Origin of the sequence: Bradyrhizobium sp. RDI18 (assembly GCF_043203335.1) — a bacterium.
GTDB classification, from domain to species: Bacteria; Pseudomonadota; Alphaproteobacteria; order Rhizobiales; family Xanthobacteraceae; genus Bradyrhizobium; species Bradyrhizobium retamae.
Map to the genome: position 1 here is coordinate 6,723,832 of NZ_JBICRN010000008.1, position 22,558 is coordinate 6,746,389.

Below are 22,558 nucleotides of genomic sequence, written 5' to 3' on the forward strand. Positions count from 1 at the left end.
AGGCGTGAGGAAACGCTAAAGCAGCGTCGCCTGCTTGATCTGCTTGAATCGGAAGTCGGCATCGACGGCGCGCACGGTCTGCACGCAGCGCCATTTGCCGCCGTCGCGCGTGATCGAAAACAGGTTGTAGGCAGCGGCCGGATAATGCCGATGCGCCAGCGCCGATGCCGAAGGCACGCCAACCGCGGGGATCTGGTGGCCGGCGCCTTCAAGCCACATCGTCGAATGGATGTGGTCATGGCCGTGCAGGACAAGCTCCGCGCCGCGCCGCTTCAGCACGGCGCGCAGCGCCTTCGAGTCGGTCAGTCGCTTCATCCGCGAACTCGATTGCAGGGGGTGATGGACCAGCAGCACCCGGAACGCCTCGTCCGGCGGCAACTGGGCAAGCTGGCGGTCGAGCGCATCGAGCTGCGCGCGGCCGAGCCGGCCGGTTGCCATCAATGGCAGCGTTGGCACCGCCGAGGAGACCCCGATCAGCACCAGCGGACCGCGCCGGCGCACGAACGGAAACGACGCTCCGTCCGCCGCGGCATCGCCGCGCAGATATTGCTCGAATGCGCCGGTGAAATGATGCCGCGTCGCTCGCACATAGGCGTCGTGATTGCCGGGAACGACAGTCACCTGTTGCGGCGTGCCGACGCTTTCGAGCCACGCCTGGGCCGGGATGAATTCCGCCTCCAGCGCCAGGTTGACGAGATCGCCGGTCACCGCGATGTGGTCCGGCCGCTGCGCCTGCATATCGGCAACCAGTGCGTCCAGCACCTCGCGGCGGTGATATTTATGGCGGTTGCGGGTCCAATTGAAATAGCCGAGCGCACGTTTGCCCGCGAGATCGCGCAGCCGCGCCGCGGGCAGCGGCGGCAGATGCGGGTCCGACAGATGCGCCAGCGTGAAGATACCGGTCATTCGCGCTCCGCCGCATTCTCTGTGATATAGAGCCGTCGCACCATCATGTCGGCGATATAAGGATCAAACGTGATAACTGTCCATCCGAGGTTTGCGTGACGGCGCTGCAGCACTTGCGAAAACGTTTCGAACCGCAGTTGCGGCGCGTATTTCACCTCTATTGGCGGATGGCCCGTGGCATGACGCTCGGGGTTCGCGGCGTCGTGCTCGACGGCGACGACAAGGTGTTCCTGGTCAGGCACAGCTATGTCGCGGGCTGGCACCTGCCGGGCGGCGGGGTCGAGGTCGGCGAAACCTTTCTCGAAGCCTTGCGAAGGGAGCTGGTGGAAGAGGGGCGGATCGAATTGACCGCAGAGCCGGTCCTGCACGGCCTGTTCTTCAACGGCCACGTTTCGCGCCGCGACCATGTCGCGGTCTATGTCGTCAGGCAGTTCCGGCAGGACCGCCTGCCGGAGCCCAACCACGAGATCGTCGAGTGCGGATTCTATGCGGCTGGTTCGCTGCCGGCGGAGACGACCAGGGGCACGCGGCTCCGGATCGCAGAAGTGCTCGACGGCACGACGCCGATTTCGACCTGGCGGTGACGATAGCCCGGTTGCTTCCCGCGCCTGCAACGAATAGAAGCGGAAAAACGGGGCGGGGGTTCGACATGGGCAGGATGGGGGTCCTGAAGCTGCTTTGCGCCATTGGCTTCCTGGCGGTGCTGGCCAGCAACGTCTGGACCATTTCGCACTGGAGCGAAAGCCGCGGTGTCTATGACGACATCTGCTATCTGCGGCAGGCGCATCTGTTCCAGAAGTACGGTCTGGACGGGTTCAATACCGACATCACACGCGACGACGATCGTTTCCTCTCCGGCAAGCTGAAGGAAATCAGCTTCCCAGACTGGAATGATCCGACGAAAATGCCTTGTCACGTATGGAATGCGAAGACGAACAAACGCGCCCTGCAATACCCTCCGGGGACCGGATTTGCGTTGGCGTTGTTTCCGAGCGGGTTTCAGGTGGTACCGCTCTACATTTTGACGTCTGTCGTCGCCGTCGGCTTTTCGCTGATCGCCCTGACCTATGCGTCCACATTTTTTCGACTTGTGCTGGTCGCCGCGTTCGGTGATGCCGCCATCTATCTGATGATCAATCCGACGAAGGCAAGCTATTCTGTGGCGCCGACCATGATCGTTTGCGCGCTAGCGGGATTTTTGACTGCGAAGCTCTTCACGGACGGGCCGCGGCAGCGGCTTTTTCTGCTCGCACTAATTGGCCTGCTACTCGGTATCTCCGTCAATCTCCGCCTGCCGAACCTGTTTCTGGCGGCGGGCTACTGTTTCTATCTTGGCGGCGCATTCCTGTGGACTAGAAGCAGGGAAATGTTCCTGCAGGGCGTCACTTTCGGTATCGCGTTTTTGATCGGAATGGCACCGACGCTCATCGCCAATGCGGTCAATGCGGGAAGTCCGCTCTCGACGACCTATGGCGGCGTTGACGTCGTTCCGCCAGAGCTGAACCCGGGCATCCTCTGGCGATATTTCGTCGACGTTCAGTTTATCCTGCTGGGGATTGCGGCCGTCTGGACCGGCCTGCTATGGCGCTTTAATCGCGCAAGAGCCGGGCGGATTGCCGTTCTGGTCGCTATTAACCTCGCGGTGAATCTGATTTTCTTCATGACCCATCCGATATTTACGCCATATTATATTATTCCGATCGACATGCTCTCGCTCTGGACGCTGCTGTTCGCAACGCTCGGCTTGCGCGGCGAGCGGGCTGCGGACAGCGCGGCCCTGCCTCAGCCGGCCAGAGCCTGATGGCGGTATCAATCTTCCATGCGCAGACTGACTAGGTGAGCCCGAGATGACGACACCGGCGTTGCGGATCGCGGTTCTGGTGCCATGCTTCAATGAGGAAGCCGCGATCGCCACCGTGGTTTCGGATTTCCGCAAGGCGCTGCCGACGGCTCAGATTTTCGTCTACGACAACAATTCCAGGGACCGCACCATCGAGGTCGCGCGCGCGGCCGGAGCTATCGTGCGCAGCGAGCGCCGCCAGGGCAAGGGGCATGTGGTGCGGCGGATGTTCGCCGACATCGATGCCGACATCTATGTACTGGTCGATGGCGACGCCACCTATGATGCGCCGAGCGCGCCGCGCATGATCGATGCACTGGTCAACGACCACCTCGACATGGTGGTGGGCTTTCGCGTCGACCAATCAGTCACGGCCTACCGGCCCGGCCACCGCACCGGCAACTGGATGCTGACGAGCTTCCTTTCCTCGGTGTTCGGCCAGGCGTTCAAGGACATCCTTTCCGGCTATCGTGTGTTCTCGCGTCGCTTCGTCAAATCCTTTCCGGTGCTGTCCGACGGTTTTGAGATCGAAACCGAGCTCAGCGTTCACGCGCTCGAACTCGCGCTGCCGGTGACGGAAGTCGAGACGCCGTATTACGCCCGGCCCGAGGGATCGTTCAGCAAGCTCAACACCTGGCGCGACGGTTTCCGGATCCTCGGCACCATCCTGAAGCTGTACCGGTCGGAAAAGCCGCTGCGGTTCTTCACGGTGATCGGCATCTTCCTGGTGCTGGTCTCGATCGGCCTCGCGATCCCAGTGATCGTCACCTATCTTGAGGAAGGTATCGTTCCGCGGCTGCCGACAGCGGTGCTGTCGATGGGCCTGATGATCGTGGCGGTGCTGTCGGTCAGCTCGGGGCTGGTGTTGGATACGGTGACACGCGGCCGCCGCGAGATGAAGCTCCTGGCCTATTTGTCCCAGCCCGCCCGTGTCAGGGATTGAGGCAATACAGGAATTGCCATCTTCCAGCGATGGACCGCGCCGTCGCCAGATGCTATCCCGCGCCCCATCATGAGCGAACTTGACGTCACCATCCTGGCCGAAACACCGAAGGACGCCCAGGCTATCGAACGGCTGCACGAGCGCACGTTCGGTCCCGGCCGCTTCGTGCTGAGCGCGTACCGCCTGCGCGAGCATGTCGATCACGTGCTGGACCTCTCGTTCACGGCGCGGATCGGCACATTGCTGGTCGGCTCGGTGCGCCAGTTGCCGATCTGCATCGGCGACACGCCGGCCCTGATGCTCGGACCGTTGACGGTCGAGCCGCCGTTTCGCGGCCGCGGCGTCGGCCTCATGCTGCTCGATCGTTCGCTGCGGGATGCCAAGGCCAAGGGCCATCGTTTGGTCATTCTGGTCGGCGACGAACCCTATTACAGCCGCGTCGGCTTCAAGGTGATACCGAAGGGACGGGTGATCATGCCGGGGCCCGTCGACTACAGCCGCCTGTTGGTGGCGGAACTGGTCGAGGGCGCGTTCGACGGCGTGTCCGGCAATATCCGGCCGGACTGGAGCAAGGCGCGATAGGGCCGTTGGTGTGCGCCGCCGCCGCGATCCGTCAGAAGAATCGACGCCTTTTGGTACCGGTCGTCCGAACCGGCGCGGATCCTGCGCTTCCCGCCGCCGTCTGCAATTCGTGCCGGAACTCCTCGCGCTTTTCGTGGATGCTGGCGACGACATGACCCATCGCCACCCCGAGCCCGATCAGGGCGGCTTCCGATAACAGCAAGCTTGCCTCGATGGTCTCCGGCACCGCGTCGGTAACGCCGATTTGGTAGAGATGCCGCGCGTGGTCGGCGTCGCGGGCGCGCGAAACCACCAGCATGTCTTTCCTCAGCGCGCGGACCTGTGCGACAATTTCGTCGATGCCTTCAGGTCGGTTGATCGTGACGATGACGGCGGCGGCGTCCATGAGGCCGCAGCTCTTCAGAAACTCCGGGTTTGTCGCGTCACCGTAAAAGACGGTACGCCCCTGTCTTCGCTGCTCGGGGACGGCCGCGGCATCATTGTCGACCGCAATGTACTTGAACTGGTGTCGGTCCAGCATCGTGCAGACGACCTGTCCCACCCGGCCGTGTCCGACGACAATGGCATGGCCGCTCCCGCCGCTTGGCGCAACGGCGAGTTCAGGGTCAGTCGGCTTGTCTTCGCGCATCATCGGCGCCAGCCGCCGCGCGACATGAGATAGCGCAGGCGTGAGCATCATGGTCAGCGAGGTCAGTGCGACCGTGAAGCTCGATACGCTGGCATCGATCAGACCAAGCGTCGTCGCCATCCCGATCCCGACGAAAGCGAACTCGCCACCGGGACCCAGCAGCAGCCCGACTTCGATAGAAGCCGGCCATGACAGGCGAAACATCCGCGCCAGGAAGATAAGGATGACGGACTTTACGGCGATCAGCCCGGCCGCAGCCGCGATCAGCCAGACCGGGTCACGCGCGAGCTCGCGGAAATCGATATTCATGCCGACGGTGAAGAAGAACAGACCAAGCAGGAGGCCCTTGAACGGATCGATGGCGGTCTCGATCGCCTTGCGAAACTCCGTCTCGGCAAGCAGCAGTCCGGCGACAAAGGCGCCGAGCGCCATGGAAAAGCCAGCCACTGCGGCAGCCACTCCGGTTGCGACGATCACGAACAGCGTCGTGGCGACGAACAGGTCGCTCATGCCCACTGATGCCACCAGACGGAACAGGGGGCGCATCACGACGCGGCCGACGATGACGATCACAGCGAGCGCGATGGCTGCGTTGGTGAGCGCGAGAGCGAGCGTCGCAACGACCGAACCGGACTCGCTTGCGCCAAAAATGGAGATAAAGAGCAGGAGAGGGGCGACTGCCAAGTCTTGCGCCAGCAACGTCGCGAAGCTTGCCCGGCCTGCGTTTGTACTAAGTCGTCGTTGCCTGGAAAGCATCTCGACGACAATGGCCGTCGAGGACAAGGCAAGGCAGGCACCGAGGATGAAGGCCACCGGAGCTTTGTTGCCCAGGAGGGCGACGACCACGCCGATCGCCACCGTGGAGAGTACGATTTGCAAGCTGCCTAACCCAAAGATCAGGCGGCGCATTGCCTTCAATCGATCGTAAGATAGCTCCATGCCGATGAGGAAGAGCAGGAACACAACTCCGAGGTTCGCGATGCCGGAGACGTTTCTGGGATCGACAACGGTGAACCAGTAGAGAAGCGGAAAACTCTCGATGAACGATCCCAATCCGAGAGGGCCCAGGATCGCGCCGGCACCTAGATAGCCGAGCACGGGATTGAGGCCGAACCGCCGCACCAAGGGAATGACGATGCCCGCGGTGCCGAGCAGAACGAGCGCGTCGCTGTAGACGGGAATATTGATAGGCGCAGTCATCTAGCGGTTGTGCATTTGCTTCCACGGGCTGGAACATGACGATGGATGCGCGGTATCCACCGTCACTCCAAATGAACGTTAGCTGGTGGCACCAGCTAACGCCACCCCTGGGAAGCCGCACCGCCCGCGCTCTAGAACTTCAGATTGGCAAATGCGCGCACGCCAATGCCCGGCAGCAAGACCTCATCCTTGTTGAACGACGCCGAATTGCGGATGTTCTCGTTCAAGAGGTTGTTGCCGACGAGCCCAACTATCATTTCCCGCGCTCCGAACCAGGTGGGATCGAGCTTCGTCCTGTAGCTGACCTCCGCCTTCAACAGATTATAGGCCGCGGTCGGCGTCTCGCCGACCGGGGCGATATCGTTCTGGGCGAAGGCGTGCAGCAGGTTGATCCGCGTCAGCCAGTTGGCATCGCGCCAGAACAGACCGCCGCCCACGCGCACGGGTGGGATGCGCGGGACATTGGTGCCGTCGTCAAAGGTCGCGCGCACGACATCGAACTGGTTCTCGATGCCCCAGATGCCACCGTAGAGCGGCCCGACATCCAGCTGGCTTTGGAACTCGCCGCCGCGGAAGATGGCGTCGCGTTGCGAATAGATCGCCTGGTTCAGCTCAAGCGGAAAAGCCGGATCCGCGGGGGCGACGCAAGCGACATCCTCGCAGGTGTTGCCGGTCAGGCGGCGGTAAATGAAGCCATTGAACTTGGTGTAGTAAGCCGTCGCCTCGAACCTGAAGGGGCCGGTCGCCCGTCGTAGTCCGATCTCGATCGACTTGGCGGTCTCCATGCTCAGATTGGGATTGCCGATGTCGAAGGTGACAGTTGCTTCGTGCGGTCCGCGCGAAAACAATTCCGCCGGTTTGGGCGCCCGCTCGACGTATTGTGCGGTGATAGTCGCAACGAGTTCGCCTGGAAGGTTCTGGATCAAGCCGATGCTCGCGCTCTTCGGCGTGAAGCTGAGATTGCGCGCTGTCGGCGGACCGATATCGCCGGGATTGGCATTGAGGTCGAACAACTCCGGAATGAATGCCGGCATCGTTCCGCTGAGGTTGACATGCTCGACCCGGCCGGCGATCTGCGCCTTGGTGGTCTCGGTGAATTTGAGTTCGTTGAAGACGTAGCCGGCGACCCTGTTATTCTTGTTGGGATCAAACAACCCGTTGAGCGGGCTTGTCGGATCGTCCGGGCTCGACGCCGTCAGCTCCTGATGCCCGGCCTGCAGGCCGAAGGCGGTCGTGACGGCGGCAAAGCGCGCGTTGAACGGCGCCATCTGCACCTCGACGCGCCCTTCCTGCTCCTTGTTGGTAAAGGTCTGCCGCACGCCAAGGGACGAGAAGTCGGCGGGATCGGCGAGCGCGATCTCGTTGTGCTTGTAATCGGTGGCGCCTGCCCAGAACCTGATGGCGTCGATCGCCGCCGCATCCGGCCGGTATTCGCCCTTGGCCGTGAATTTGGTTTGGCGCGCGTCGATCCGGGACTGGTGATCGGAGGGCTCAATTCCGGGAATGCGGTACAGCGTGTCGTTCTGCGTGATCGCCGCGCCGATAAATCCGCCATCGAAGACGTAGGAGCCGCCAATTGATGCACCAGCCGCCTGCATCGCCGAATTGGGCTGCCGGCCGTTGACCGGGCGGGTCTGGTCGAACAAGTACGGATAGCTCGGAATGCTGTAATCGCTGGCCTTGCGGCCATAGGCGTCGGCGTGGAACGCGAAATTGCCGCCGCCGGCATCAATCAGGATGCCGCCATCGACACCCCGGTCAACGGAACTGACGGCCGTTCGGGTTTCGACAGTGACGCAGGAAGGTGACCCCACGTTTGCAAGCGGCGCCTTCGCCGGCAGCCCGTAAGTCTGGAAGGGTGCCGCCGCGCATGAAGGCAAGGCGTCAGGGATGCGATTGTTGGTTGCGCTGACGACGCCGCCGATCGATGTCGATCCGTAGCGCATCGCCGCCGGACCACGGATGACTTCGACCTGGTTTGTCGCCAGTGGATCGACCGGCACGAAATGGTCTTCGCCGAGATCGGAGGCGCCGCCAGCGTTGGTACCGTTCTCGAGGATGCCGACGCGATTGACGTCGAGGCCCCGGATGATCGGCCGGCTCGCGGCACCGGGCGCGAAGGTTGAGCCGGTAATGCCGGGTTTCGAGAACAGGAGATCGCCAAGCTGGGCGGTGCCTTGGCGGCGGATCTCCTCGTTGGGCACCACGGTAACCGTTGCGAACTGGTCGGTTACGACCGGCAGCACGCCCTGCTGGGGCGCGGCGGCGACGGGGGCGGCCGGCGGTTCTGGCGCGCGCTCGCGGTTCTGGCCGGGCGCTGCGCGGGTGACGCGCGCCGGCGTTCGTACGGGCACCGGTTTGCGCCGCACGATCGGGCTCGGCGCCGTCACGGTAATTTCGGGCAGATGTGTCGATGCGGTTGACGCCGCATTCTGCGCCATTGCGCCGTTGCCCGCCGCGCATAGCAATAGCCAACTAGCCCCACCGATGTGGAACGCACGTTTCTTCTTGAATGTCATTGTCCCGATCCTGATTCCGTCGATGTGCGACGGACGATTCCGATTTCTCCTCAGGAACCGCGCCTGACGCGGCAATCCCTTGGGGAGTGCATTGATTCAATCGGCGTCAGGAGGCGGGCGGTGCGCGAGACTGGAACGCGAGATGGAACGAGCCGAGATGCGCGAACTCAGCGCCGGTGACCAGGTACAGAAGTTCGACAGACCCCGGCAGCTCCAGTACGGGCGGCGTGACGAACAGGAAATTGTTGGCCACGGAGAGGACGGCGCAGACCGCGCAGACATTGGTCGTGTGCTGGTCGTCGTCATCGTGGCCGGCAGGCTGCTGCGGCTGCGCGGCTTCGGAGTGCGCATCTTGTGCGGCAACGGATGTGGTGATCGCAAGATGGGCGTCGGTCAGCCCGCTTTGAACGGCCGGTGCGGCCTGCGCGGCCGCCGCGTGAAAATGCCCGCACGACAGCGCAAACTGGATCGCGAGCGCAAACAGCGCCAGCCGCGAGCCGTGCTTGAGGTGTTTTCGGAACCAGTTCACGACGATTGACGCCTTGTCCCCCGGACGGCTCAGGCATCTCGCCGTCCCAATGTTATATTATAACGTCGCGAAGACCGCGGAGTGTCAATCGACACCAGACTGCCGTCTTTGCGGAGCCCCGACAATTCCGCCAAGTGTGAGATTCGGGCAACATCGGCCTTTTTGTCCCGCGCGCCCGCCTGTTTTGCCAATTGACAATTCCTCGATCTTTCATTGTTATGTTATAACATAACATAGTTTGCCATCAACGGGGTCCCCCGCATGCGTCTTCCTCCCCGGTTGGGACCCCGTGAGCTCAAGAGGCTTTTCGATCTCCATGCGAAAACTCCCCGTCACCGTCTTGTCCGGCTTCCTCGGGGCTGGAAAGACAACTTTGATGAATCACGTGCTCAACAATCGCCAGGGCCTGAAGGTTGCGGTGATTGTGAACGACATGAGCGAAGTCAACATCGACGCAGACCTCGTCCGCGATGGCGGTGCGAACCTCTCGCGGACTGACGAAAAGCTGGTCGAGATGACCAACGGCTGCATCTGCTGCACGCTGCGCGACGATTTGTTGAAGGAAGTGCGGGCGCTCGCCGAGAGCGAACGGTTCGACTATCTGCTGATCGAATCCACCGGCATCTCGGAACCGCTGCCGGTCGCGGCAACCTTCGATTTCCGGTCCGAAGACGGAGAAAGCCTGTCCGATGTGGCAAGCCTCGACACGATGGTCACGGTCGTCGATGCCGTCAATCTGCTGAAGAACTATTCTTCTACCGTTTTTCTGGCGGATCGCGGCGAGTCGCTCGGCGAAAGCGACAGGCGCACACTGGTGGATCTGCTGGTCGAGCAGATCGAATTTGCCGATGTGATCGTACTCAACAAGATCGACGCGGCGTCGCAGGGAGAACGCGACTCCGCCCGAATGATTATCCGCTCTCTGAATCCCGAGGCCGATATCATCGAGACCAATTTCTCCAATGCGCCGCTGGAGCGTATTCTCAATACTGGCCGCTTCGATTTCGAGCGCGCGCAGCAACATCCGCTGTGGTTCAAGGAGCTTTATGGCTTTGCAGACCATATGCCCGAGACCGAAGAATATGGCGTCAAGAACTTCGTCTATCGCGCGCGACGGCCGTTCGAGCCTGCGAAATTTCACCAATTCCTGAAAGAAAGCTGGCCGGGCGTCATCCGCGCCAAGGGACATTTCTGGATAGCAACTCGCCCGCAGTGGCTCGGCGAGTTGAGCCAGGCCGGTGCGATCGTCCGAACCGAAGGGCTGGGCTTCTGGTGGGCGAATGTACCGGCAGATCGGTGGCCGGACGATCCGTTCTGGCGACAATCGCTCAAGAAGAACTGGAGCGACGTATACGGTGATCGCCGCCAGGAGATCGTCTTCATCGGCACGGATATGGATCAGGACGCGATCACGGCGCGTCTCGATGCGTGCCTTGTTTCGGGGAAAACCCGGAATGCGCGTTGCGGAATGGTCCGGGCTTGCCGATCCGTTTCCGAGGTGGCGACGTGCGGACGAGGCTGCGTAGGGCGCATCGGCGGGCGTGCCGTCAGCGCCCCTCGCGCACCCAGGTCGCCGCGAAGGCGCCGAGCAACAGCAGCAGCCCGACCAGGCCTGCGAACATCGGCAGCACGCCGACGCCTTTGACGACGCTGGCGTCGCGCATCTTGACGCCCATCCAGCCGTCGCCATGGAAGATGCCGGAGGCGCGCACCGGCACGACGCGGGGCAGGTCGACGCTTCCGCCATCGGCGACGCGGCGGGCGTCGCCGCCAGTGGCCTGTGCCAAAGGCTTCACCACTTCGGTCGTCGAGGTGACTTCCGAAAATTCCTTCGGGTTGGTCGGCCCGACATTGATCAGCGCCTTCAGCGCGCCGTCGGTTGCCTGCCATAGCCCGAGCTCGTTGGCGGGAAGGGTCGCGCGCCAGGTGCCGGGCTCGCTTGCCGTCAGCGTCAGCTCCTTGGTGGCGCCGCTCGGCGAGGTCACCGTTACCGGCGGCACGTTGTCGGCCATGGTCTGGCGCAGCACCACGAGGTCCTTGCCCTGGATTTGAAGGCGCAGCGCTTCCTCGTCGAGATCAGGCTGTTTCATCAGCCAGTGCGACATCCGCCGCAGCAGATCCAGATGCGGGCCGCCGCCCTCATAGCCGCGCGCCCACAGCCAGATGTGGTCCGACAACAGAAGTGCGACGCGGCCCTCGCCGAAGCGCGACAGCAGCAGCAGCGGCTTGCCGTCGGCGCCGGTCATCACGGGGGAGCCGATTGCGTTGCGCGTATCGACGGTACGGAAGAAGCGGCTCCAGCGCGGCGGCTCGCTGGCGGAGCCTTCGAGGCCGCGCGTCACCGGATGACGCTTACCAGCGTCGCTCAGATGCGCGTAGAACGGCTTCTCGGTGACGCCAACGGGCTCGGCCGGCAGCACCGTATCCAGCGGCGTGCGCCAGATACTGGTGGTGGAGGCGTAATCGGGGCCAGCCGATACCAGCACTGCACCGCCGGCGCGGACATAGCGCGCCATGTTGTCGAAATAGGCAATCGGAAGCACGCCCTGGCGGGCGTAACGGTCGAAGATGATCAGGTGGAAATCGTTGATCCTCTGCTGGAACAACTCGCGCGTCGGAAACGCGATCAGCGACAATTCGTTGATCGGCGTGCCGTCCTGTTTTTCCGGCGGTCGCAGAATCGTGAAATGCACCAGGTCGATGCTGGCGTCCGACTTCAGCAAATTGCGCCAGGTGCGTTCGCCGGAATGCGGCTCGCCTGATACCAGCAGCACGCGGAGCTTGTCGCGCACGCCCTCGATCGCGACCACAGCGCGGTTGTTGACCGGAGTCAGCTCGTTCTCGAGCGGCGAAGCCTCGATCTCGATGATGTTCGGGCCGGCATGCTTGATGTCGACCTCGACATTGGCGGTCTGGCCGCTCGAGAGATTGCGCTCATTGATCACCTCGCCATCGCGGCGTACCACGATCTTGGCGCGCTCGCCGGTGACGCCCTGATCGTCGAGCCGGTATGTGATGGTCTGCGGCTTTCCGACGATACCGAAACGCGGCGCGGCCGAAATCGCGATGCGGCGATCGCGCTCGTCCTTGCGGCCGGTGATGAGTGCATGCACCGGCGCCTGGAAACCGACGCCGGCGGTGTTGGCGGGGATGTCATGCACCCGGCCATCGGTGATCAGGAACGCGCCGGCAACGCGGTCGACGGGGACGTCTGATAGCGCCGAGGACAGCGCCCCGAACAGTTTTGTGCCGTCGGTTTCGCCATCGGCCTGTCCGGCCTCGACGACGCGGACTTCCAGTCCCTTGATCTTCTTCAGCGTATCGACCAGCGCCTCCTGCGCCTTCGCGGTCTCCTGGTTGCGGGTGCCGAAATTCTGGCTCGGGCTCTTGTCGATCACGACGGCGGCGACGGATGATAACGGCTCTCGGTCCTCTCGGGTGAAGGAGGGGTTGGCGAGCGCCAGCAGGATCAGCGCCAGCGCCGCGACGCGCACCGCGGCGCCGCGCGAACGTCCGAGCAGCAATAGCGCAGAGATCGCGACGATTGCGGCGAGTGCGATCCAGAGCACGATTGCCGGAACGAGGGGAGTGAACGCGATACCGTACTGCATGGTCTATTGCCCCAACCGTTCGATCAGGGCCGGCGCGTGGACCTGGTCGGCCTTGTAGTTGCCGGTCAGGGTGTACATCACGATGTTGACGCCGGAGCGGAAGGCGAATTCGCGCTGGCGCGGCTCGTTCGGCGTCAGCGGCAGCATTGGCTGGCCGTCCGGGCGATGCGCCCAGGCGCCGGCGAGATCGTTCGAGGTGATGATGATGGGTGAGACGCCATCGCCGCCGCGCGCGGGGCGCGAGGCCGTATCGTCTTCATCTTCGCGCGGCAGGGTTTCGACCCATGTCTGGCCCGAGGTGAAGCGGCCGGGAAAATCGCGCAGCAGATAGAACGTCTTGGTCAGCACGTGCTCGCGCGGCACCGGCTCCAGTTCAGGCACGTCGAGCGAGGAGAGAATTTCGCGCAAGGTGCGCATGCCCGACGTCTGCGACGCGCCGTTCTCGCCCGGCGGCGCCTCGACGGCGTCGCGGGTATCGAACAGCACCGTGCCGCCCTGTTTCATATAGGCGTCGATGCGGTTGATGGCGTCCTGCGGCGGCTTCGGCGCGCCCGGCACCACCGGCCAGTAGATCAGCGGGAAAAACGCCAGTTCGTCCTTTGCGGGATCGATGCCGACGGGATCGCCGGCCTCCAACGCCGTACGCTGTGCCAGGAACAGCGTCAGTCCGGCCATGCCCGCCTTGACGATGGAATCGACGTCGGCATTTCCGGTGACGACATAGGCAAGGCGCGTCTGCGACACCGATTTGATGGCGAATTCATCGTTGCCCTGGGCGCGCGTCGGCGAAGGTGCGGTCGAGGCCGCGACCAGGACCAAGGCCAATAGAACGGTGGCCGCCGCCGTGCGCCGCCGCCACAGAGCGGCAAGGCCCGCGCCCAGCATCGCGACCACGACCGCGTCGATCAGGAACAGCACCAGCGACGACGACAACAGGATGCCGCGCAAATCGCGCGGTTCGGCATTGGTGTAGCTGGCGCGCTGCGCCCGCAACGAGGATGTATCGAGCTGCGCGATGCGATCGGCCGAGGCCAGGGTGTTGACCGCGATCGGGCCATCGGCCGGGCCGTAGAAGCCCGGCGGATGTTCTGCCGTGGCGCGGTCGCGGTAATCCGCGGGCATCGGCTTGGCGGTCGAGGGCGGTGGCCCGAAGGCGCCGAAACCATCGAGGGTGCGCAGTGGCGCCACCGTCTCGACGTTGGTCGCCTCGCTCGCAACACCAGCACCGGGCTTCGAGGTGTAGCCGGACATGTCGACCAGCCGCCGCAGCATCTCGACGAAGCTGCCGGACATCGGCAAGTCAGACCAGCGCGAGTCGGCGCCGACATGGAACAGGCTGACAATGCCCCTGCCACGATGCTCGCCGGTCACTAGCGGCGTGCCGTCTTCCAGCGACGCCCAGGTCTTGGTGGCGAGCACCGCATCCGGCTCGGCCAGCACCTGCCGGTTCACGGTGACATCCCTGGGCACCGCGAGGCCCGCGAACGGAGCGTCGGCGGCGAAGGACGCCAGATGCTGCGGCTTTTCCCAGGTCAGGCTGCCGCCAAGGACGCGGCCGCCGCGGCGCAGTTTCACCGGCACCAGATCGTCATCGGCCTGCGCCAGCCGGGGACCTGCGAAACGTATCAGCACGCCGCCCTGATCGATCCATGCGTTCAGCCGCTCGCGGATTTCCGGCGACAGCGTGCCGACATCGGCGAGCACGATCATCGGCAGCCGCTGATCGAGGAATTGCGCGATCACCTGTTGCGGCGCGCCGCGGTCGCCGAGCCGCACGTCGGCGAAAGGCGACAGGGCGCGGGTAAGATAGAAGGTCGATGCCAATAGCGGTTGGGCGGTATCACTGGTCGCGCCGGTGACGACGCCGACAGCGCGCCGCCGCCATCGCTTGTCGAGCAATTGCACGGCGCCGGCCGATCGTTCACCCGAAATTTCCAGCCGCGAAATGTCGTTGCGCAGTTCGACCGGCAGATCGAACGCCGCTTCGCTTTCGCGGTCCTGCATGCCGAACGCGTAGCGCGCGTCGCCGATCGGCGAGCCCTTGGCGTCGATGGCGCGGACCACGCCGGCTGCGACGCCGCCGGTGGTGCGCAGCACCTTGACCGTCATCTTCGCCGCGGCGTTCTCGGCGTCGACCAAGGCTTGCGCCGGCGCCGCGCCGCCCTCGAACACCGTCAGCTTGCGGTCGCCAATGGTCTTGGCGAGATTCTCGACGAATTCGCCGCCGCGCCCGGTATCGACGCCGTCGGACAGCCACGCGATTTCGGCATCGCTGGTGGCCTTCAGGAAGCGGTCGAGCGCGCCTAGCGTGTCGACGCGGTCGATCGAATGGGGCTTTGGTGCAATCTGGCGCAGCGCGACGCGTGCGGTACCGGCTGGCATCAGCGTGATGTCGCGCGCGGGCTCGGAGAGCGGAACCAGCGCTACGCCGCGGCGGTCATTGTCGGCGTTGGCGATCAATTCGTCCGCGGCCTTGATCCGGGTGTCCCAGCTTGCAGCCGCGCTCCAGCCGTCGTCGAGCAGAATCACCAGCGGCGCATTGCTGCCGCCGACCCCGCTCTGCGGATTCCAGATCGGGCCTGCGGCGGCAAGGATGACCAGCGCCGCGGCGGCGAGGCGCAGCGCCGTCAGCCACCACGGGGTGCGCGACGGGGTTTCTTCCCTGGGCCTGATGTCGAACAACAGCCGCGTCGGCGGAAACTCGATCCGTCTCGGCCGCGGCGGCATCACGCGCAACAGCCACCACAGCACCGGCAGGCTCAACAGGCCCAGCAGAAGCAGCGGCTGCGCAAAGCTTAAGGGGATGCCTGCCATCATGCGCTGCGTCCCGCCTTGACCGTTGAGCCGCGCGCGCTTCCCTTGGCCGCCATCATGCCGGAATGCAGGAACAGCAGCAGTTCGGCGGCGGACCTGCTGGTGGTGTGGGTCGAGAACAGCCAGTCGAGCCTGTTGGTTTCGCTGCGGATCTCATCACGATGCAGCGTGACGCGGGCGACATAGTCGCTGGCCCAGCTCTCGGCGCGGCCGGCGGTGATGACGCCAAAACCTTCCGGCTCGACGAACTCGATCCGGCCGGCGTAAGGAAAGGTCTCTTCGGCAGGATCGACGACCTGAATCAGCGTGCCATGGGCGCCGGAGGCCGAAAGCCCGGCGAGCATCGTCCTGATTTCGCTCATCGGCGACCAGAAGTCGGACAGCACGACAATTTCGGCCAGCGCCGACGGCACGAAGGAGGGCGGCAGGCTGGCGCGCACCGCATCATCATGCAGCATCGCCTGCGCCATCTTGTCGATCACGTTGCGGCTTGCGGTCGGGGTCATCAGGCCGGGAATGCCGACGCGCTCTCCGCCCGAAACCAGGAGTTCGGCGAGCGCAAAGGTCACGATCAGGCCACGCTCCAGCTTGGAGTCGCGGGCACCCTTGGAAGCAAATGCCATCGACGGCGAACGGTCGGGCCACAGCCAGATCGTATGCGCGGCCTCCCCATTCCTGCTCGCGAACATAGAGATGATCGTCGCGCGCCGAGCGCCGCCAGTCGACGTTCTGCGACGGCTCGCCGGAGACGAAGCGGCGATATTGCCAAAAGCTCTCGCCGGCGCCGGCGCGGCGCCTGCCGTGCAGGCCATGGATGACGTTGGCAGCGATGCGGCGGGCGTCGAGCACGAGACGGGGCAGCGATGCGGCGAGCGTTCGGCTTTCGCCATCGGCACGTCGGATCGCAACAATCTCCCTGTTCTCGTGGCTGGTCTCTGCGGCCATCAACCAATCCGCGTCTTCAATTGTCTGATTACGTCGGGAATGGTGCGGCCTTCCGCGCGCGCCGAGAAGGTCAGCGCCATGCGGTGCTTGAGAATGGGTTCGGCGAGGTCGAGCACGTCGTCGATCGAGGGCGCAAGGCGGCCGTCGAGCAAGGCGCGGGCACGGACCGCCAGCATCAGCGACTGGCTGGCGCGCGGGCCCGGCCCCCAGGCGATCAGCTTGTCGCCGCCGTCCTCGGTGTTGGGGCGTGCGGCGCGCACCAGCGACAGGATCGCCTCAACGACGCTGTCGCCGACCGGCAGGCGCCGCACCAGCCGCTGCGCCGCGATCAGGGTTTCCGCGTCCATCGAGGCCTTGGCAAGCGTCTCTTCCGCGCCGGTGGTCTCGAACAGGATGCGGCGTTCGGCGTCGCGATCGGGATAATCGACGTCGATTTCCATCAGGAAGCGGTCGAGCTGCGCCTCGGGCAGCGGGTAGGTGCCTTCCTGCTCCAGCGGGTTTTGGGTGGCGAGCACGTGGAACGGCTTGGGGAGATCATGCCGCGCGCCTGCAACCGTGATGTGCTGTTCCTGCATGGCTTGCAGCAGTGCCGATTGCGTCCGCGGGCTGGCGCGGTTGATTTCGTCGGCCATCAGAAGCTGCGCAAACACCGGTCCGGAGATGAAACGGAACGACCGCCTGCCGGAATTGCTCTCGTCCAGCACCTCCGCGCCCAGAATGTCCGAGGGCATCAGGTCAGGGGTAAACTGGATGCGCTTGGCATCCAGCCCAAGCGTGATGCCCAAGGTTTCGACAAGCTTGGTCTTGGCGAGGCCGGGAACGCCGATCAAGAGCGCGTGGCCGCCGGACAGGATCGTCACCAGGGTGTTTTCGATCACCCGTACCTGGCCGAAGATGACGGTGGAGATCGCTTCCTTCGCGGCGCGGATCTGGCCGGCGACCTGCTCGGCCGACCGGACGATCGCGTCCTCGAGTTTCTCGACACCGTCTGCGCTCGCCATGACTTTCTCCTTCAACAACCTAATCGCTTCATGACGCCGATGGTTGCGTCGTCATGCCACGAACCTCATGCTAAACCTGTGCAAAGGCCATGCATTCGTTGAATTAAACTATCCCCACATTATCGGTATTTCGGGGTATGAACGGCATCACGATATGGCGACTTGATCCGCAATAGTACGGACACAAATCGTCGGGAACACATATCTCGGTATATGTGCACCAATCGTGCCAATCGAGGCGCCGAGACTCAGGGCAAACAATGGCGAAGCAAGGGCAAACCAGCGGCCAGCGTCAGGAAGGCAAGGGCCAAGACAGCAGCCACGACAGCAAAGGTCTTGAAGGTCTGACAGTTGCTGCCACCGAAGCCGTCAATCGCGCCCCGGCCGGGAAGGGACTGCCTCCGGTCCATCTGTGGAATCCACCGTTCTGCGGCGATCTCGATATGCGAATCGCTGGCGATGGGACGTGGTTCTACATGGGGACGCCGATCGGGCGGCCGGCGCTGGTGCGGCTGTTTTCGACCATTCTCAAGCGCGAGGACGGCAAGCACTTTCTCGTTACCCCGGTCGAGAAGGTCGGCATCCGCGTCGATGATGCGCCGTTCCTGGCAGTGGAGATGCAAAACGAGGCCGGCGATCGCGGCCGGCTGTTGCGCTTCCGTACCAACGTTGAAGACTGGGTGCCATGCGATTCCACCCATCGCCTGCGCTTCGAGATGGCCGCCGACGGCGGGCTGACGCCCTATCTGCACGTCCGCGCCGATCTGTGGGCGAAGGTGACGCGCGCGCTCTATTACGATCTGGTTGACATGGGGGAGGAGCGGATGGTCGATGGTCAGCCGATGTTCGGCATCGAGTCCGGCGGCGAGTTCTTTGCCATGGCGGACGCGAAGCAGGCGAGGGATGCGGTTTGAACGAGCCGATGCTGACGAAGATGGAGGCGGCTCCGATCAGCTCGACGGAATTCTTCGCGCGAAGCAAGACCCGGCTGAACTTCGACGTGCCGCCCGGCCTGGTCGACCCCAATGTCATTCCAAAGACGGGCGATGCGGGCAATGATCGCATGCTCGAGATCGTGGCGCGCGAGCAGCCGGTGCGCCCGGCGGCGGTGCTGATCCCGGTGGTCGATCACCGCGAGCCGACGGTGTTGCTGACGCAGCGCTCGCCGCATCTCTCCAGCCACGCCGGCCAGATTTCCTTTCCGGGCGGCAAGATCGACGCAATCGACGCTTCCCCGCTCGATGCCGCCTTGCGCGAGGCAGAGGAGGAAGTCGGCCTCAAGCGCGAGTTCATCGAGCCGATCGGCTATCTCGATCTTTATGGAACCGCCTTCGGGTTTCGCATCCTGCCGACGGTGGCGCGAGTGAAGCCCGGCTTTGAGCTGACAATCAACGAAGGCGAGGTGGTCGACGCCTTCGAGGTGCCGCTGGCGTTCCTGATGAATCCCGAGAACCATCAGATCCATTCCAAGGAATTCCGCGGCATGGAGCGCTCCTATTACGCCATGCCGTTCGCCGAGCGTTACATATGGGGTGCGACCGCGGGAATCCTGCGCGTGCTCTATGAGCGGATTTATCTCGCATGATCCGTCCGATTCTGACCGAAATCGCAATCTTCCTGATCCCGTTCGTGGCCTACGCGTTGTTTCTGATTGCCACCCGTTCCGGCGTGTTCGCGTCTTCCTCCTGGCCGGCACATCTTGTCGCCAAACTGGCGCTGGGATCGCTGCTGCTGGTCGCGATCAGCTTCGTGCTGCTGGCGCAGTTCTCCGGCGCGCCGCCGAATTCGACCTATGTTCCGGCGCATATGGAAGACGGCAAGCTGGTTCACGGGGGTGAGAAATGAGCGAGGCACGCGTGCTGTCGGACGCGCCCTGGCTCAGATCCGGTCCGGCCGCGCGCGTGCTCGCGTTGCTCAATGGCGATGGCGAGGAAGCCCGCGTGATCGGCGGCGCCGTGCGCAACGCGCTTCTGAAAATTCCTCTCGGCGACATCGATATCGCGACGACGGCGTTGCCCGACGAGGTCGTCCGCCGCGCCAAGGCGGCCGGCATCAAATGCGTCCCGACCGGCATCGACCACGGCACGGTCACGCTGGTCGTCGATCCCACCCATTCGAGGTCACGACCTTGCGTGAGGACACCGAGACCTTTGGCCGCAAGGCCAGGGTTGCGTTCGGGCGCGACTGGGTTCGCGATGCCGAACGGCGCGATTTCACCATCAACGGGCTCTCGGTCGATGCCGAGGGCGTCGTGCATGACCATGTCGGCGGGCTTGCCGATATCCAGGCCAAACGCGTGCGTTTCATCGGCGACGCCGGCCAGCGCATCGCTGAGGACTATTTGCGCATCCTGCGCTTCTTTCGCATGCATGCCGCCTACGGGGCGGGCGAGCCCGACCGTGCCGGATATCTCGCCTGCATCGACGGGCGCGCCGGGCTTTCGAGCCTTTCCGCCGAACGCGTGCGCATGGAGATGTTGAAGCTGCTGATCGCGGAAGGCGCCGCGGTTGCGGTGCAGGCCATGGCGGATGCCGGCCTGCTGCTCCTGATCTTCGGCGGCGTCACCTATACGGGGACATTCGAGGCGATGATCGCGGCCGAACGGGCGCTGGGCCTGCCGCCGAGCGCCGTGCGCCGGCTCGCCGCGCTCACGGTCGCCGTCACCGAGGACGCCAGGCGCGTCTCGGCACGGCTTCGGCTTTCCAACGCGGGAAGCCAAAGCGCTGGATTCGATGGGGCATCGCTGGTGGCGGCTCGCGAGCAAGGACGACGCGCGGGCGCGGCAGCTTCTCTATCGGCTTGGCGAGGATCCGTATCGCGACCGGCTGATGCTGGCGTGGGCGCGGGCAGGCGGCCTCGACAATGGCGCCGCGCGCTGGCATGAGCTCGCAACGTTGCCGCAGCGCTGGAGCGCGCCGAAATTTCCGCTGAAGGCGGCCGACTTCATCTCCCGCGGCATTGCCGAAGGTCCTGGTCTCGGTCACGTGCTGGCGCTTGCGGAAGACGCCTGGTTGGCCGCGGATTTTCCGCTTGAACCATCCGCCCTTGCCGCGATCGCCGACCAGGCCACCGCCCGTTTCACCCGCGACCACCGGCTGTGAATATTCTGGCCGGGTTTGCCGATGTTTCGCTCGGTCAACTCGTGCTGGTTGGAGGCATGGCGCTATTGGCCTCCGTCATCGGCGGGCTTGCCGGCTGTGGTACCGGCGCCTTGATGCCGCTGGTGCTGGTGCCGCTGGTCGGCGCCGAGCCCGTGGTGCCGATCATCGCGATCTCAGCGATCTTCACCAATATCAGCCGCTTCGTGGCGTATTTTCGCTACGCCGACCGGCGTCGCGCCCTGATCGTGATCGGCGCTGCCATGCTGACGACGGCGCTCGGCGCCTATGGCTACACGCGGCTGACCAGCGCCGGCGCGGCGTTCGTGATCGGCGGCATGCTGATCCTGAGCGTGCCGCTACGCCGGCTGGCCAAGCACCGCGATATCAAGATCAGCGATACCGGCCTTGGCGTGAGCGCGGTGGGTTATGGCGTGGTGGTCGGCGGCACATCGGGTTCGGGCGTGATCCTGTTGTCGTTGCTGATGGCGTCCGGCCTCGAGGGAGCGGCCGTGATCGCTACCGACGCGGTGATCTCGGTCGCGACCGGTCTCATCAAGATTTTGGTGTTCGGCCTTGCCGGCGTCGTCACCGCGCAGGTGCTTGCCTTCGCGCTCCTGATCGGCGCCATCGCAATTCCCGGCGCGTTCCTTGCCAAGGCCTTCGTTGAACGCATGCCGGTGCATATCCATACTGCGATCCTCGACGCCGCCGTGATTGTCGGCGGCCTCGTCATGGTCACCGCGGCGCTGCGGCACTAGAGCTTCGGTTCTGATTAAATCAGAACCGAAGCTCTAGATTCTTGTTTTGACGCGTTTTCTTCACGCGAACCGGACCCCACTTCGCTCGAAAACGTTATCGTTGGGTCAATGCGTGAGCGATGCCGTGCGGATCGGGAAGCAGTTGATGCTCGGTATGTTGCGGACCAGTGGCACGCTGCACAGGAAACCGACCGGACGGTACTTCACTCGAATTCGTTCCATCTGATGTAGCGCCAGGCCGCTGAACGCGCTGACCCGCCCGGCCAGATCGTCCAGTTGGGCATTGATCTCTTTTTCGCGCTCGACGATTTCCCGTTCTTTCGCGACGTCCCGCTCGCTCCGGGAGGCCCATTGCCGCGCGGCTGCCAGTCTGTTGTGCGTGGCCTCGAAACAGTAGTGCATCGTGAGGACGTGGTGTTTGGCGCTGTACCAATAGATTCGCTTTGCGGTCTTGTCTTGAGGGCCGGCGCAGATCCGGATGAATGCATCTCTCGGCTTGGTCTTGTCGTCAACGCCCCGCTTCTCTGCGATTGCGCAGTACTCGTTATCTGCAATTTCCTTGATTGGCGCTTCGTCCTCGGCATGCACGTTTCCGAACGCCGGAAAATTGTACTTGTCGGAACAGTCGAAGGCGTAATCGCGCAGCACCTGCCGTGACAGCGGATCGTCGCCGACATTATGCTTGTCGGCCGGATCGCGATAGGTGTTGCTTGCCCAGTCGATATAGATTTCCGCCTTTCGCGTCAGCACGTCGATGCTTTCGCGCAGTGCGATCCGCGCCTTTTCGTAACGCTCGGAAATCGCCAGCGCGTTTTTGCTCTCGAGCGATTTGTCGCTGGCGTCGGACTTTTCCCTGATGGCGCGGGTGAAATCTGAATACAGGGTTTGCTGCAGCGCCTGCAATTCGGAGAATGCGTGCGAGATCTCGGTGAACGTCGTGGTGGCTGCCGCCATGTCTTCCTTGGCTTGGCTGCCCACCTTCTCCTGATAGGCGTTGAGATACTGGAAATAGCCGACCGCAAGGCTGCTCAGCACGGTAACCAGCGACAGCCCTTTGACGATGTCGAGCCCGTGATTGAACTTCCAGAGCCACCTGAGCGGGGTGGATTTCGGTGCGATGTCATCCGCCGCAGGCGGCGGCTTGTGCGCGTTGTCGTTCGGCATTTGGTGAACTCCAATCC

At 63.8% G+C, this 22,558-nt stretch carries 16 protein-coding genes and 3 pseudogenes; 10 read left to right on the forward strand and 9 right to left on the reverse strand.

Annotation, left to right across the window (positions count from 1 at the left end):
• Window positions 1–15: 15 nt before the first annotated feature.
• Entirely contained in the window at window positions 16–906 is an 891-nt protein-coding gene (locus ACFXS9_RS41435) for a metallophosphoesterase family protein (protein WP_392699243.1), read from the reverse strand.
• A 95-nt stretch (window positions 907–1,001) separates the two neighbouring features.
• Between ACFXS9_RS41435 and ACFXS9_RS41440 the strand changes: the two genes are divergently transcribed.
• The 4 genes from ACFXS9_RS41440 to ACFXS9_RS41455 all read left to right on the forward strand — a co-directional run bounded on the left by ACFXS9_RS41440 (window position 1,002) and on the right by ACFXS9_RS41455 (window position 4,271).
• Complete coding sequence (locus ACFXS9_RS41440) at window positions 1,002–1,490, forward strand: NUDIX domain-containing protein (RefSeq protein WP_392699244.1); 489 nt, start codon at window positions 1,002–1,004, stop codon at window positions 1,488–1,490.
• 65 nt (window positions 1,491–1,555) lie between these two features.
• Complete coding sequence (locus tag ACFXS9_RS41445) at window positions 1,556–2,707, forward strand: hypothetical protein (RefSeq protein ID WP_392699245.1); 1,152 nt, start codon at window positions 1,556–1,558, stop codon at window positions 2,705–2,707.
• Window positions 2,708–2,753: 46 nt separating this feature from the next.
• The gene (locus tag ACFXS9_RS41450) at window positions 2,754–3,689 is read left to right on the forward strand and encodes a glycosyltransferase family 2 protein (protein ID WP_392699247.1); all 936 of its coding nucleotides are present in this window, start codon (window positions 2,754–2,756) and stop codon (window positions 3,687–3,689) included.
• A gap of 69 nt (window positions 3,690–3,758) precedes the next feature.
• Window positions 3,759–4,271 (forward strand): GNAT family N-acetyltransferase, encoded by a 513-nt coding sequence (locus ACFXS9_RS41455; protein ID WP_392699249.1) that lies wholly within the window; start codon window positions 3,759–3,761, stop codon window positions 4,269–4,271.
• 31 nt (window positions 4,272–4,302) lie between these two features.
• Here ACFXS9_RS41455 and ACFXS9_RS41460 read toward each other — a convergent pair whose 3' ends face one another.
• The 3 genes from ACFXS9_RS41460 to ACFXS9_RS41470 all read right to left on the reverse strand — a co-directional run bounded on the left by ACFXS9_RS41460 (window position 4,303) and on the right by ACFXS9_RS41470 (window position 9,147).
• Window positions 4,303–6,099, reverse strand: coding sequence for a cation:proton antiporter (locus ACFXS9_RS41460; RefSeq protein ID WP_392699251.1), 1,797 nt, complete (start codon window positions 6,097–6,099; stop codon window positions 4,303–4,305).
• A 131-nt stretch (window positions 6,100–6,230) separates the two neighbouring features.
• Window positions 6,231–8,618 carry a TonB-dependent receptor gene (locus tag ACFXS9_RS41465; protein ID WP_392699252.1) on the reverse strand — a complete coding sequence of 796 codons (2,388 nt, stop codon included), beginning with the start codon at window positions 8,616–8,618 and terminating at the stop codon, window positions 6,231–6,233.
• 106 nt (window positions 8,619–8,724) lie between these two features.
• Entirely contained in the window at window positions 8,725–9,147 is a 423-nt protein-coding gene (locus ACFXS9_RS41470; RefSeq protein WP_392699254.1) for a DUF2946 family protein, read from the reverse strand.
• Between the two features lie 316 nt (window positions 9,148–9,463).
• On the opposite strand from ACFXS9_RS41470, the pseudogene zigA reads away from it, so the two are divergent.
• Window positions 9,464–10,673, forward strand: a pseudogene (zigA, locus tag ACFXS9_RS41475) (zinc metallochaperone GTPase ZigA).
• A 21-nt stretch (window positions 10,674–10,694) separates the two neighbouring features.
• Here the strand turns inward: zigA and ACFXS9_RS41480 are convergent.
• From ACFXS9_RS41480 to ACFXS9_RS41495, 4 genes and pseudogenes are all read right to left on the reverse strand, one after another.
• Window positions 10,695–12,758: a hypothetical protein gene (locus ACFXS9_RS41480; protein WP_392699256.1), complete on the reverse strand. Its 2,064-nt coding sequence runs from the start codon at window positions 12,756–12,758 to the stop codon at window positions 10,695–10,697.
• 3 nt (window positions 12,759–12,761) lie between these two features.
• Window positions 12,762–15,572 carry a DUF4159 domain-containing protein gene (locus ACFXS9_RS41485; protein ID WP_392700296.1) on the reverse strand — a complete coding sequence of 937 codons (2,811 nt, stop codon included), beginning with the start codon at window positions 15,570–15,572 and terminating at the stop codon, window positions 12,762–12,764.
• A pseudogene (locus ACFXS9_RS41490) lies at window positions 15,572–16,517 on the reverse strand (DUF58 domain-containing protein). Before ACFXS9_RS41490 ends, ACFXS9_RS41485 begins: the two are co-directional and overlap by 1 nt.
• Window positions 16,517–17,518, reverse strand: coding sequence for an AAA family ATPase (locus ACFXS9_RS41495; RefSeq protein ID WP_392699258.1), 1,002 nt, complete (start codon window positions 17,516–17,518; stop codon window positions 16,517–16,519). Before ACFXS9_RS41495 ends, ACFXS9_RS41490 begins: the two are co-directional and overlap by 1 nt.
• Before the next feature lie 260 nt (window positions 17,519–17,778).
• Between ACFXS9_RS41495 and ACFXS9_RS41500 the strand changes: the two genes are divergently transcribed.
• The 5 genes and pseudogenes from ACFXS9_RS41500 (at window position 17,779) to ACFXS9_RS41520 (ending at window position 21,377) form a co-directional block, all read left to right on the forward strand.
• Entirely contained in the window at window positions 17,779–18,432 is a 654-nt protein-coding gene (locus ACFXS9_RS41500) for a DUF1285 domain-containing protein (RefSeq protein WP_392699260.1), read from the forward strand.
• An 8-nt stretch (window positions 18,433–18,440) separates the two neighbouring features.
• On the forward strand, window positions 18,441–19,103 hold the full coding sequence (locus ACFXS9_RS41505) for a CoA pyrophosphatase (RefSeq protein WP_392699262.1): 663 nt from the start codon (window positions 18,441–18,443) through the stop codon (window positions 19,101–19,103).
• Entirely contained in the window at window positions 19,100–19,363 is a 264-nt protein-coding gene (locus ACFXS9_RS41510) for a DUF6111 family protein (protein WP_392699263.1), read from the forward strand. Before ACFXS9_RS41505 ends, ACFXS9_RS41510 begins: the two co-directional genes overlap by 4 nt.
• Window positions 19,360–20,619, forward strand: a pseudogene (locus tag ACFXS9_RS41515) (CCA tRNA nucleotidyltransferase). The gene ACFXS9_RS41510 and the pseudogene ACFXS9_RS41515 overlap by 4 nt, the downstream one beginning before the upstream one ends.
• Window positions 20,616–21,377: a sulfite exporter TauE/SafE family protein gene (locus tag ACFXS9_RS41520; protein ID WP_392699265.1), complete on the forward strand. Its 762-nt coding sequence runs from the start codon at window positions 20,616–20,618 to the stop codon at window positions 21,375–21,377. The pseudogene ACFXS9_RS41515 and the gene ACFXS9_RS41520 overlap by 4 nt, the downstream one beginning before the upstream one ends.
• Before the next feature lie 105 nt (window positions 21,378–21,482).
• On the opposite strand, the gene ACFXS9_RS41525 is transcribed toward ACFXS9_RS41520, so the two are convergent.
• Window positions 21,483–22,541, reverse strand: coding sequence for a hypothetical protein (locus ACFXS9_RS41525; RefSeq protein WP_392699267.1), 1,059 nt, complete (start codon window positions 22,539–22,541; stop codon window positions 21,483–21,485).
• Window positions 22,542–22,558: the final 17 nt, after the last annotated feature.